We start from the raw sequence: 13,912 nt of genomic DNA, 5'->3' as shown, positions 1-13,912 counted from the left end.
TTATTCCGTTTGGCAAATATACAAAATCTTGTTGATATGGCAATGACAATCTGAAAAATTAGTTGCTTTCGATTTCATCTTTGTCCTTCATAATTTGTTGTTGTGTCCGTAACGCTACTGGATGGTCAAGCAATTTAATGGCCGTTTCATTATCAAACAGCAAATCGGGACAATAATTGCCTCTATAAAATTCATCTATGTACTTTTGTTCTGTTTCATCCAGTGCCATCAGTGTAGAAAGATAGTTTATTACACAATGATTTATTTCATCCTTTGGGTATTTCCCCGCATTGATATGAAGCATCGGCAATAGTTGTGCCTTGACATCCTGAAACGGCATTTTCAAAATATGCCTTACATCCTGTTTTAAAAGATGAGGATTGTCCGGATTCCCCAAAGTACTGTAAAAAACGATGCATTTTCTGAGCAAGGCACGTTCTTCCGGAGTTGATAGGATATTCGATTGGGCAAGAGAATATATATCATAGATATCTCTTGGCTTGCAACGTTCATAAAACGCCTTGATTTTTCCACCGAATAGTTCCGGCATAGCTAAATGGGCAACATTCAGCATACCATCTTTTACTGAAAAAGGAAAAGGTATTTGAGTTATCACATAGGGAAGTATATGGCACCTGTTATGATAATTTATATCCAGTTTTATCTTATCTTTACTCCCTGTTACTGTTATATAATACAGAGAATAAGAGTCCAATGAGAATGATTTCCGCTGTGTAACTTCATAATCGTTCTCTTGGCAATATTGGATCAATGCCTGATTGATTTTGTTCCTTTCCTCCAGCATCTGCTCTCTCGATATGTTTTCCGCAAAATCCAAGTCGAGGTCAACCGAGAGTCTGGGTGGTTCGGCAAAGGCAAGTAAATTGATGGCGGTGCCTCCTTTTAGCAATAATTTCCCTCTAAATTCCGTATGCGTATTCAGGTCATTCAGAATAAAAGACAGCCGAATGACTTTTTCAACATTATTGACCGTATAATTATGTTCTGCGGCAATCTTTTGTATTTCAGATTTCTGAAGCTCAAATTTCATAATAGCAATCTTTTTGAATTTCTTTCATTGCATTTGCCGGGATACACAGTTTCCATTCCTTGGAAAATGAATTGCAGTAATATGGATTTAACAAGTAACTGATATTCTTTCCCATACCTTCCTTGCATACTTTGAAAAAATAGTCCGACAAGCGCAAATCATCTTTAAAGTGAGACAAAACAAATCCCGCACGTTGAAAGAGGCTCTTGCTTCCATACAGTTCCAGACAGTGCAGCATATCTTTCTCATTGACAAGTGTATGGTCAAGTTCTGATATGGCATACAACAGTTCTTCCAATCCTCCAGATAGATTTATATTGTATAAACAGTCTATAAGAGTCTGGTTGATAGATGTTACCCGGATAGGATACGGATTGTCTTTATCCATAATAAGCGGTTTATACAAGAATTTGATCGGCTTGTAAACATAGGATTCTCCTTGATAGGTGAATGTACGGAAAATGGAAGTGCTATGTACATATAGCCAGTTGAATTCCTGTGTCTGTAGTGAATAATATTCCAAGGCAGCATGATATACAAGGCAACCTTCCTCGACAGCGTTGCAGGCTATTCTGAACTTGTCCTGTAAATCTGAGGGTAAATAGATACCTTTGCGCACATGCGCCACCATTCCCTGTTTCTTCCAGTGATACAAGGACGGCGTGGTGCTCTTTCCCCTGAGAAAATGATAACGCTCTAATTTTTGAGTTGTCTGTGACATATCCATACTTAATATTTTATGCAAAGATACGGTTTTTATTTTAATTGCGTGTAATTCTAAGTGTATAATTTGCCGAAATAATTCTTCTTCAAATTGATGATTATTATGTAGTTCAGTTTTAAATTACCATAAAGTCAATAGTTTTGATAGTTTGACAGTAATACATTCGATAAAATACCGTTTACGCCAAGCAATGATGTAAAATTATTTTACGACACGCGTGCGGTATTTTATTGAACACAGAGACACGGAGGCACAGAGTGTGCTTTTTCAGCTCCAACCTCTTGTACGCCGGGAAAGAACACAGAGGGGCGGCATTGCCGCTCGGAGAACACGGAAAATTTACAACCCGGCAGCAGTGACGAAGTCACAGACTCTGTGCCCTCTTCCCTGTTGGTAACGCAAAAGGATGGGTAGAAATAAACTTTGTACCTCTGTGTCTCTGTGTTGAATTCTAAATTCTCTATTGCATAGTATAAACTAAAATTGAACACCTGCTTACATAATCCTGTCATAGAATGGCATAAGCCTGTTCTTTATACTGGACCTTATTCCCGTAATTATATGAATGCCCTCCTCGAAAAGGGACTCAAAAAGTATCGGTGAGATGTAGCCTTTGTCGGCAAACAGCCTTTGCCGTACAATTCTTTCGCTAGGACATTCTACACTTCAGAAGCCCTATTATCTACATTGGCTTTGAAAAGGTGATGATTTCCCCGCGCTTGTTATAGATGAAATGCAGTTTGACATCATGACACCAGTCCATTGTTCCTTTCTTGTCGGTGTCCATGCCCTTGAAAACCTTGTTGGCATACCTTCTTAGATTGTTGCACACAGGAATCATTGTGCTGTTCACAAAGCTAATGTCTGTGCATCTTTCAAAGGCGTAAAGTTTCAAGAAAAATTTCAACTTAAAGAACACACGGCTTTCCAGTTCAACAAACCTGTTGTAGAATACTGTATCGGAGAAGTTTCGCTGCAAGTGCACTTATATAATGAAAGTAATAGTGCTTGAAATTGATGAATGGCCAAATTGAAACACAAGTAAATGGTCATAACTTAATTATCGGATAGCGATGTCTTATGATGTCGGTGGCGAATGTCGGTAGAGGATAAGAGCTCGCTCTTTGCTACTTCCGCATCAAATTTCTTACTGAATTCATCCAATGTACAGAATATATCTATAATTTTATCTTGGGTAATCATATATTGCTAATTTCATTAATTTGCTATTTCCCAGATAAAAATCAAGAGAAACAACTGTGATTACCTATCTTAGGGGATTTTTTGTCCCGAACTCACGTAGGTTTTGGCTAAATTGAAATCTTTTCGTAATTCTGGAAAACTTCTGTTAGTACCTTATACAAAGGACTTTGGGATAATTACCCGTTTTTGAGGTAATGACTTGGCAACGGTACAATCTGCTGCGTTCTACCTTGAATTGCTTTCAAGTAACTCGTTTCTGTGTACAAAAATAATAGAATAGTCCGATGTACACAAGGTACATCAAAGAAAAAGTTCGACTATTTTTTTAGTTTGTTTAATCGCATTACAATCGAAGTTTGACTTCTACCCATTTTGTTTGCAATATATTTGACACTCTTACCTTCATTGTGCAGTTTCAATAAAAATTGGTCTGCACTTCTTGTCCATCTTTTATTGGCGTTAGGGTGCTTTACATAGCTTTCTTCTGACACCTTTTCGGGGTGCAAGAATTCATCCACAAATACAGACGGGAAACGCTTATCGTATAATACAAGCGTTTTTATCTTAGCCCTTGTTATTGCAACATAGAATAATCTTCTTTCTTCTCCGTATGGGAATTGGTCGCTCTTAGTGAGCACATAGTTAAGCACAGGGTCGTCACTCACCTGTGATGGGAAACCGTATGTATCTTTATTGCATTGTAAGAGTATTACATAATTCGCTTCAAGACCTTTTGACTTATGTACGGTTAAAAACTCTATTTTTCGTCCTCCTATCACATAGTAGAATCTATTACCCTCTTTAATTGATTGGTACATAAAAGAGAGGTAGTAATCATCAAAAGAGTAACGCCCCAATAGGAATATTGATTTATCCGATGGAATAGAAGCCACAAGTTGCCCTATCGTATTGCAGTAATCTCGTCTATCATAAGCATAGAATTCCAACTCGGTTCTCATTTCTGAGCTGAACGAATGGATATTCTTTTGTATTTGGGCTTTATTGCGTTGTATAAAGTTCGACGATAAAGAAACCAAAGGCTCTCCAAACCTGTATGTAGTTTCAATCTTGTTTATCTCCGTTGCTCCAAAATATTCGGGGAATTGATTGAATAGAGCCATATCACTTCCCGAAAAACGATAAATAGACTGCCAATCATCACCCACACAATACAACTTTGCAGGAGGATTACCCTCTCGCAATACTTTCAAGAAGTTGTAACGGTCAACAGATATATCTTGAAACTCATCCACTATGATATAATCATATTCAACAGGGTGTGAAGTACAACATATCTCAGTGGCTTGAAGAATAGCATCGGTAAAATCAATTTGGTTACTATCGCTTAACGCATTTATGTAGCGTTCATATACAAGTTGAAATATATTCTTGATGATAAACACACTTCGTTCATCATCTGCATTTTTGGCTTGTTTTAAAACCTCTTTAACTGATTTACAACTTGATTTTACCAATGTAACGAAAGTAACAACAAGTCGTATAAACGCCTTTTCCTGCTTGCTGCCTTTGGGTAGTACTAAATCGTATAACTCCTCATCGGTCTTTTCTTGAATTGGTACACCTGCTTCAGCTAATAGTTTACGGAGTTTATCCCTAATATCAGAATAATGGAAATCTGCACTTGATGTTACTAAAAGTTGTGTGCCAAATTTCTCGTGAGCAGTTTTCTTCCAAGTTATACCATCATTGTATTTCTGATTGGCTTCTTCGTAGGTTATACCCTTATCTTTTGCGAACCAAGCAGGAACAAGCCCGTGTTCATCAACTCCGAAATGTTCAAGATAGATGCGTTTGGTTACTCCTCCTTGCTTAAAATATATTGAGAAGTCGGGACGATATTGTGAGTGCATCTCATCTGCTAATTGATGTTCGTATGGTTCTTCATATCTGAATTTCACTCCCAGCGAGGACAAAGCAAAACATATTTTTTGTTCTTGTTCACTTCTCACATATATGGCTCTGCCGTCCATATCGGGGAACATCGCCTTTAGCTGCACATTCTTTAGTCCTGATAATTGCTCCCGTCTTTCATTCTTGCGTTGTTCCCAATCAGCTTCATTCGTTTGGTAATCAATAAAGTATTCCACTATACTTTTCTTGAAAGACGATTTATCTAACAATTTGTGATATATATCTACAAACAATGAATCTGTATTGTCGCAAATAGATGGTTTTGTACCTGTCGTTTTGCCTATAATATCAATGGCTAACTTATGGAATGTGTAACCTTTCAATCCATTGGTCGCCATTCTTTCGGTTAGTTCGGCTGCTGCTTTGTTGGTATAACTGATAAGTAAAATTCTTTCAGGTGCTATACCCTTGATTTCGGTGAGATATTTAACCTTACCGACAATTGAAGAGGTTTTACCACTACCTGCACTGCTGACTACTAAACAATTATCCTCTTCTGAAACAATTGAGCGTCTTTGTTGCTTGTCTAATGGGTATTTTAGGCAATGGTCGAAAAAGTCCCTGTGCGTGTCAAGTAGAAAGGTTATAACACCATCATTATGTTGTTTTACAAGTTTGTTGATTCTTCCAAAGTCGTTAATGAATTTGGATATGGTTTCTGATGGAGTGATGTTAAAGGCTTTAAGTTTCTTCAGAAGTGAATATGCCTCTTGGAAATGTACCTTATAATGATTGATGAAATCTTTTTCTTGCGTTGCGGAGATTACCCTGCCATAAAAGCCATTATTTAAGTCTGAGGGAATATCTATAAACGCCCCCTCCTTAAGAGCCGATAATCTCTCTTTTGCTTGCTCATAATTTGATTTCTCGCTATATGCAGATATATGGTTTAGCTTTTCTGCAAGCTCTTTGGATTTGTTTTTTAGGCGTGTTCGTACCATCGCTATTACAATAACCGAAATAGCAATTATACAAATTACCCAAATGAACAATGGCTGCATATTGGAAGTAATATTTATCTGAATCTTTCAATCCATCTATAATCATCCCCCTTAGTACTCCACTGAAATTTCCACATATCACCTGTATTATCGTTTATAAGATAGTATTGATACATACTTGTCAGTGGCTGAATAGAGAATATACACCTTTCGTTATTTTCTACTAATTCGTATTTATTTATAGGAATACAAAATAGGTTGTCTAAATCTTGTGTACTATATTGAACTTGCCATAGTCGTCCATTATATGAGTCCAACAATATAAATGTCCACATGTTGTCAGTGGCAAACATCTGAAATCTATTAGTCCAATTTGACGACTTCTCAGGATATGCAAGAGAAAATATGTTGATTGGTGCAGCAAACATGTAATCCTCACCCTTGACACTAAACTGGACTTGCCAATTCTTACCTGTATATGTATCAAGCATTATGAATGTCCACATATTCTGTGTTTCATAAAGGCGAAATCGTCCTTCTTTATCTCCTAAAATTTCTCTCGCACTACAAATTTCCCAAGACTGACCATCATCTTGAATTTGTTGTACTTCGCCTGTCATTGTATTTAAGCGAAGTTGATTATGATAGTTCCGAGTCTTATACATTTTATAGACTTGAGCATATGATGTAAAAGCTATAACCATTAAAGCGAATAATACGAAAAGCTTTTTCATAATTCTGTTATGTTATTATTTGACAATTAACGGATTGTATTTCTTATTCATGTACCAGATACATTTTGAATAAGTCGCATACATTGGATACTAAATATCCTCTAAATCTTTTTGAATTTTAGTTTCTACATTTTGAGAATCACGATAACGAATCATTACCATACCCTCATAAATACCAGAAGTTTTTTCTATCGATAATTCAATGTTTCCTCCTGTTACCTCCCAAGCACTACCCCAAACAACAGTTCCTTGATGAACTTCTGCCATTAAAGCTGTATTGGAATCCGAATGGGCAGGGTTCTTCTCTTTTGAAATAGTCGGATTGCCATATTTTCGGGTGTATAAATCTTTATAATAGTTATAAGTATTAACAAGCGTATTCCATTCACCACTTGGGTCAAACAACACAGCTACGGCAAATACACTTTTCCCATCATCTGTAGCTGTTACACCTATAGTTGCATTACGACCTGTAAAGTCTCCCATAAACAATGCAAGATTGTTTTCACTGCCAATAGAAGTGAATCCTTTAGCTTTTAACTTCTGACAAAATTCAGTCATACTTCCCTCAATGGGAATTCCCTTAAAGGTAAGGTGTTCGGAACTACTTTGAGCATACGATGTCAAAGCAATTAAAACAAATGCGAATGATACAATCAACTTCTTCATAATTTGTTGTATTATATTTAATAAACATTTTAGTCCAACCTACGAAAAAGCGTGAACTACAAAGCCACACTCTTACTTGAAGGTCGTAGGAAACCATAGATGCAGATGTAACAATAGTAGCCCACGCTATATGCGTGAGAACCACTATGCTATCCTTGCATCTAATTGAAAATTTCCTACGTTTTCAAGTACAAGATAAGCATAACGCTTCTTCTTAATTCTAATATGTTTTGGAAAGAGTAGCCTCAATCCAATACAAAAGTATGAAAAATCCGTGATATACCATTCTACTATCACGGATTTTTTTGATTTACAGTTTCATACTTCTATTCTGTCTTGGCTTCGGTATTCCGATGGCTTCTCTAAACTCATTCATCTTCTTTCTGAACCAGTTCACGTGAGAAACCCCGTCTATCTTGAAATCGAATTTACCGTTTTCATCCTGTTTGATAGAGCAGACGGAGTGTCGGGTATCAAAACTTCGGTTAAATTCGGAAGAATAGAGTTCGCCTTTTATCCCGACCTCCTTGAACTCGCACAGTCTTCTGATTATTCCGTCATTGAACTTCAATCGGTCACGCAGGAAGTTTATTATAGGCATCAGCTTCTCCACATATGGAAAGTAGCGTCTGACAAAATCCGCAAACTCCGACAGCTTGCGGTGCTGTTGCTCGTAAGCGTTTCTTATCTCCTGTATCTGCTTGGCTTGTTGCCGTTCCCGTTGTCGGGCTTCGTTTTCAAGTTCAAGGATGCGGTCTTGCAAATCCTCGTTCCTGCGCTCCAACGATTTCATCTTTCCACTTCCGAAAAGAGAGCCCACACTGCTTGCAAGGGCGGTTGCCGTATCGGTGGCTGCGTTTTTGAGCTTGTCGGTACGGATTTCCGCTTTCACCTGCTTCAGTTCCTCCTGCGCCTCGGCTTTCTTCTCCTGCAACAGTCTGGTTTCAGTTTCGAGGACTTCATTCTTCTTTTTCAAGTCCCTATAATACTGCATGGTGGTGGTGTGCCGTGCTTCCGAACCCCGTACCCCACGCTGCAATCCGTATTTCGCCATCACCCTTGCGTAATTGTCGTGGTAGGCGACCAAGGTCTGGCGGTTGAACAGGTCATCGGCACACAAGCGGACGGAATTTGTTTTCTTGCGGTACTTGCGCTTACCGTCCGTTTGCTCTTTCTTGGCTTTGCGCCTTTCACCCGTCACGATGGGAACAACGGCTGCGTGGATGTGCGGAGTCTTCTCGTCCATGTGCAGATGTGCGGCAACCACATTGTCTTTGCCGAATGTGGCTTGCAGCCATTGGATGCTGTCGTTGCACCATTCATCGAGTTCTCCTTTTTCCTGTATGTTCATCATGTCCTCGTGCGTACCCGACAAAACCACCCGAACGACACGGACTTGGTCGTGTGTGATTTTCCGTCTGATGCCTGCCGTGTTCAGTCTGTGGGCAATCGCTTCATCCCTGCCGTGAACGCCATCGGGGTATTCGACAAGCACCCTGTTCAGATGTGTCCTTGTCGGGTCTGCGTTTTTAGGTATTATCTTTCTCTCTATATGGTCGGACTGAGTGGTGTCCGATGTACCCTTTGCTTTCTTAATGTCCAATGAAAAATATCCCATTTTATTTCTATTTTGCGGTTATCGTTATGTTTCTTCTCTCTGCCTGTGGCATCGGCTCACAGGGTTTATTATGCAAATGAACCCTTGCTGCACTCGGCATAATCCAAACGAGTTTGGCTTCTGCTCTCGTTTGCACAGGGTTTCCAAAGGGATTTCCCTTTGGCTCGATAGGGTGTTTTTAGCGTTACGGAGTAATGCGTGAAGAAAACGCCCTATTGAGCTATGGTATTTCTGTCTAAATACCTTTCGGAAAGCAGACGAGCACATTACAGATGAAATCCCCCTTTCTTTTTCGGTGGCTGCATCATCCGCCTTGCGGATTGGACTTGCTTCTTCTCCTTTATCGGCTCTGCCGATTGGGACAAGGGCTTACCGCACAGGTAGTCGTTCAAGTCCTTATACTCACGATAGTACATTGACTTGTCAAGCAGCCGTTCCCCAAACTTCTCTTTCAGCTTCTTGCAAGTGTTCCGTCCTGCCGTGTCGTTGTCAAGGAAACAGCCGACTTGGGTGTAGGTCTCCAATATGCTTTCCGCTTTTGCAAGATTGGAAACGGAGTTCAATATGATATAGTCCTGTGTGTCCAATCGCGGGTGTTGCGGATTGTTTTCTACTCGGATGGTAAGGAATGAAAGGTAATCCATGAACCCCTCGAACAGGTAACACATACATCGTTGTCCGCCCTGCTGTCGGATATGGGTGATATCTTTCGGGGCGACACATCCCTTGAAGTATCTGTTGCGCACTTCATATCCTCCTGCCATGTTCGGAAAGCCGATGGCAAAATAGGGTTTGTCGGCATTCATAAACCGAAGCTCCCTGCATTCTCTTTTGGCAAGTCCGATGTTTATTCCCCTTTCTTGCAGATAGGCTATAAGAGCAGGGGAGGACAATTCTCCAACCTTTAATCCCTGATAAGTACGATTGTCGGAATGCTGTCTGCCAAAAGAGAACGATGCAGGGCGGATGTATGCTGTCCGCTCCTCTATGCGTCTCAACAGATAGGCTACATCTTCCGAACGGTAGAGTTCCGCTGCCAATGCGAGGATGTTTCCGCCTTTGCCGATGCCGAAGTCATACCATTTTTCAAGCTCGGTGTTTACCTTGAACGATGCGTCCGTTTCTTCCCGTAACGGTGATTTGTACCACAGATTCCTGCCTTGTTGCTTTACAGGCGTATAGCCCAGACTTTGCAGATAGTCTGCCAGTTTGATTTGCTTTACATCTTGGATTGTCATATTACATACGGTTTTGAAGTTGATGAAAATTTGTTGATTTGATGAATTGTCAATGTAATATGTTTATATACAGCCTCGTAACCTCTCAACATCTTCTCAACAAACCGCTCGCCAAAAGAGAAATCCACAAACGGGTGTCGGTGGTCTCTCAACTTCTCTTTTGGCTTGTTGAGATTTTGTTGAGAATGTATATCGTTTATTGTCAGTGTATTTATACCCATATTCAACAATTCAACAGAAAAATGATAGTATTACAGGGATTCGAGTTGCTTCCTTGTGACGGTGTAGAAGCGTCCCACCCTCTTTATCGGCTCATAGTGACAACTTCTGTTGTAATTGCCCTGATAGGTGGTGTAGGTAAGCCCGTTTGGTGCAGGTGTCAGTTTCCAGCACTCCTGCACCACCTTACGCACTTGGTGCTTTTCCGCCTTTACCTGCGAGTGCACCAGCAGTACGACAAGGTCGTTAAGGCAGAATGAAACGCTATCCACATCCATTGCAACCATAATGTCAAGCAGCAGTTCCGACATCTCTATCTCCAGCCGATTGCGGTTGCTACGGATAATCTTCTGCAAGGCTTCTGTATGCAGCAATGTGGGGTTGAACCACATCCGGCTTTCCTTTTCGGTGGACAGTTTTCTGTGTTGCAGGAAATGGAGAAAGGCGGGTATCTCCGCTTTCAGCTTTTGCAGGAAGTCGGTATCATCGGACTGCAAGCGGTCTATCTTGCGCACCCAATAGCGTGTTTCCCCTGCGTCTATGATTACGGGCAGATGCTCGTTGTTGGAACACAGCACGAATTTGGCGAAGAACGCAATCTCATCACGGTCTTTGCCTTTGGCTTCCACCTTATAGGAAAGTGTGGTGCTGAGGTTCTTCAACCGCTCGCTATCCTCCCTGCGGTTGAGCAGCACCTCATCCACCACGATAAGGAGCTTGCCAGCCCAGTCGGAATTGAACTGGCTGCGGAAATCCTCGTTGGTGTTGAAAGTCACATTGTTCTGAAAAAGGGCTTTCAGAAAGTTCAGGAAGGTGCTTTTGCCCGTGTTGCGTTCTTCCGACACCAACAGCAGGATAGGCAACTTCTGAATTGGTTGCAGGTAGAGCAGTTGCAGATAGTCCATCCCCAACTCGTACTGTTCCCCGAAGATGTGCCGTACCAAAGATTGGATATGCGATAAATCGCCCTCCTGCGGTCGGTGGTCTATCGGTTCGTAGAGGTTAAGGAACTTGCCGACCACGGAACGGTAGCCGATGTGTTCGGGTACTGTGCAGAAGCCGTCATACTTGGGAACTCTGCCGATGTAATCCTTGCCGTAATCCTGTCGCAGGGTCTCGTTGTTCCATGCGATGCGTTTCCTTATATACCCTCCGTTCAGTTTGGGCTGCTCCACAATCTTATAGAGCGTTGTCCCCACTCGGATAAACTCTTCCTTTGCCATGCCGCCATCCGATGGCGGTCTGTGGCTGTCCTGTTGTTCGATAGCTGACATAATCAAATGGTTTTAAGTTTGAAAATTACCAGCTGCAAAAATATAATCAATTATCGGATAGGTTGTTATGCAAAACACGGCAGAATGGTGACAAATAGCCCCCGAAACAAAAACTTTCAATGGTTTGGGACAGGAAACGGGTTGTGCAAACGGAAAACTCCCGAAAAGCGAATGTCGGATTACGCTTTTCGGGAGAAAAAATCAGAGCGTCTGTCGTACTGACTTAATGAATTACTGACTTACCGAGTGAATTATGTCAGGCATTCAGCTACGAGAAGTATTCGGATTTGGATATACCGTTGGTATTCAGCGAGAAGAAGATGCTTGTTTTCTCTTTTCGCAGGTACAGTATTTCAAGAACGGCATTGCGTACCCGTTCCGCTCCGAATGTGCCGATATGGAAAGCGAGGGTAACTATCGCTTCAAGGTTGTAAACCTCCATACAGCAATTATCGGATACCCGTATGCTTCGCCTTATCCCGTATTCCCTTAAAACTCCGCTCTTGCAAAGAGCCTTCAGCCCTGCACGGAATGTCGGGGCGGTTACTCCGAACAGGTCGCAAAGTTCCCATTCGCTCATGGCGGTTGCGCTAATGTCGGTCGGCATGATGATGTTGCCGTTACCGTCTGTTGTTATGATGCTTCGTTTCATGGCTATGCTTGGTTATGGGGTTACACTTCCGAACGATGCGTTCAGCTTGTTGCCGAACATCGTCAGGTCATTGTCAAGTTTCTGCGTGGTTATCTTCGCATAGATTTGAGTCGTGACAATGTTCGTGTGTCCCAGAACACGGCTCACGCTTTCAATGGGCATCCCCTTGCTAAGAGCCAGTGTTCCAAACGTATGACGAGCGCAATGGTAGGAGATTTGCTTCTCTATTCCGCATTCCGCCATTACCTTTTTCAGCTGTTTGCACATCGTCCAATAGTTGATTTTCCCGAAAACCAGCTTGTCTTCCGACAGATACTTGTACCGTTCGATTATCTGCAAGGGAATATCCAGCAGCTTCACTTGGAACGGGACATTTGTCTTGTGCCGTTTCGACAATATCCATTTCTCACCATTCACCTCCACTATTTCATCCGTTGTGAGTTCTTTCATATCCACGAAAGACAAGGCGGTGAAACAGGCGAAAATAAACAGATCCCGCACCAATGCGAGGGTGGGGTTGTCAAACTCGTGCGCCATGATTCTTTTGATTTCGTCCTCTGTCAGATACTCCCGTTCCTTAACATTCGGGCTGATATGGAACTGCGCAAACGGATTTCTCGGTATCAGTCCGTTATAGTGCGCACGCATGACCACCCCTTTCAGCCACATGCAGTTCAGCCAGATGGTGGCGTTTTTCAGTCCCCGTTCAGCCGTAAGATAAGCCGCAAACTCCTTGATGAAGTCGGGTGTAAGTTCCAGCATGGACATGTCCGTCCGTCTGTAGAATGACTTGATAAAGGCTGCGACATAGTTCCTTGCCCTTACCATGACCTTGTACGTGCCGATGCTGCGGTCTTTACCGACACGTTTCAGGAAGTTGGCGCAATCCTTGTCAAAAGCCTTTATCAGTGTCTCATACTCGCTTCCTACCCCTTGGTAGGCATTGCGCACCATTTCAGCCGTTACGTATGCCTCTCGGTCGGATATGCGCTGATAGTGCTTGATGATTTGCGCCTTGATGTTGTCCAATGCCAGATTGACGTTCCGTGCTTCGGCACTCTTGCCTTTGGCTCGGTTGCCTTTCGCATCCCAAAGGGTTTTCGGGATGGTCTGCTTGCAGCTGAACTGCGCCACAGTACCGTTGATTGTCACTCGTCCCATGATGGGGACAATACCGTCTTTCTCCTTGCTGCCGTTCACGTAGAACAGCACTTTGAATGTACTTCTTGCCATACTCGTTTTTTTTGTTTGCAAAGTTAAATATCAACGAGTTAGACCTTGATATGCAAATCGGTGACAAACGGTGCAATAGCATCTCCCATATGTTAAATCTTACTCTTTCACGGGTAATGATTTGCAAACCATTCTTCTTCTTAAATCCGCTTTTCTTTGCGTTTTCCGCTTTTTCGGCTTGTCATCATTTGACACCGTAACAACTCTGATATTAAGTCGTTTAGCGTCATTTCACCCGTTTTTCGAGGTTATTCCAGAGATTTTTTGTAACTTTGCCATTGGTTTATATAGCTATGTGTTGCTTGTTTGTATTTGTAATTCATACTATAATGATACAACAAATTTTGTTGTTTACCAACTTCTATTTTTAATTTAATTTTATCGAACTTACGACCGTTATTTAGGGCAGGTTTGAAATAATTTT

General features: G+C 41.5%; 10 protein-coding genes and 1 pseudogene. All 11 read right to left on the bottom strand.

Annotated features, from left to right (window positions below; genetic code table 11):
- Positions 1–58: 58 nt before the first annotated feature.
- Positions 59–1,051, bottom strand: coding sequence for a nucleotidyl transferase AbiEii/AbiGii toxin family protein (locus BACSA_RS05840; RefSeq protein ID WP_013617187.1), 993 nt, complete (start codon positions 1,049–1,051; stop codon positions 59–61).
- Positions 1,041–1,772 (bottom strand): type IV toxin-antitoxin system AbiEi family antitoxin domain-containing protein, encoded by a 732-nt coding sequence (locus BACSA_RS05835; RefSeq protein ID WP_245546583.1) that lies wholly within the window; start codon positions 1,770–1,772, stop codon positions 1,041–1,043. Before BACSA_RS05835 ends, BACSA_RS05840 begins: the two co-directional genes overlap by 11 nt.
- Positions 1,773–2,273: 501 nt before the next feature.
- Positions 2,274–2,978 (bottom strand): annotated as a pseudogene (locus BACSA_RS20920) (transposase); the annotation flags it as partial.
- Positions 2,979–3,295: 317 nt separating this feature from the next.
- Complete coding sequence (locus BACSA_RS05825) at positions 3,296–5,911, bottom strand: UvrD-helicase domain-containing protein (protein WP_013617185.1); 2,616 nt, start codon at positions 5,909–5,911, stop codon at positions 3,296–3,298.
- 14 nt (positions 5,912–5,925) lie between these two features.
- A complete protein-coding gene (locus tag BACSA_RS05820) occupies positions 5,926–6,585 on the bottom strand; it encodes a hypothetical protein (protein ID WP_007855991.1) in 660 nt (219 codons plus the stop codon).
- A 90-nt stretch (positions 6,586–6,675) separates the two neighbouring features.
- Complete coding sequence (locus BACSA_RS05815) at positions 6,676–7,254, bottom strand: hypothetical protein (protein WP_007855990.1); 579 nt, start codon at positions 7,252–7,254, stop codon at positions 6,676–6,678.
- A gap of 310 nt (positions 7,255–7,564) precedes the next feature.
- Complete coding sequence (gene mobV, locus BACSA_RS05810; protein WP_007855989.1) at positions 7,565–8,872, bottom strand: MobV family relaxase; 1,308 nt, start codon at positions 8,870–8,872, stop codon at positions 7,565–7,567.
- Between the two features lie 266 nt (positions 8,873–9,138).
- Complete coding sequence (locus BACSA_RS05805) at positions 9,139–10,110, bottom strand: toprim domain-containing protein (RefSeq protein WP_007855988.1); 972 nt, start codon at positions 10,108–10,110, stop codon at positions 9,139–9,141.
- Positions 10,111–10,361: 251 nt separating this feature from the next.
- Positions 10,362–11,603: a primase-helicase family protein gene (locus BACSA_RS05795; protein ID WP_007855986.1), complete on the bottom strand. Its 1,242-nt coding sequence runs from the start codon at positions 11,601–11,603 to the stop codon at positions 10,362–10,364.
- Between the two features lie 268 nt (positions 11,604–11,871).
- Positions 11,872–12,255, bottom strand: a complete 384-nt coding sequence (locus BACSA_RS05790) for a hypothetical protein (RefSeq protein ID WP_013617184.1) — start codon at positions 12,253–12,255, stop codon at positions 11,872–11,874.
- Positions 12,256–12,267: 12 nt separating this feature from the next.
- Positions 12,268–13,488: a site-specific integrase gene (locus BACSA_RS05785; protein ID WP_007855984.1), complete on the bottom strand. Its 1,221-nt coding sequence runs from the start codon at positions 13,486–13,488 to the stop codon at positions 12,268–12,270.
- Positions 13,489–13,912: the final 424 nt, after the last annotated feature.

It is taken from the genome of Phocaeicola salanitronis DSM 18170, from assembly GCF_000190575.1.
GTDB classification, from domain to species: Bacteria; Bacteroidota; Bacteroidia; order Bacteroidales; family Bacteroidaceae; genus Phocaeicola; species Phocaeicola salanitronis.
This window is presented reverse-complemented; position numbering and strand designations above follow the sequence as displayed.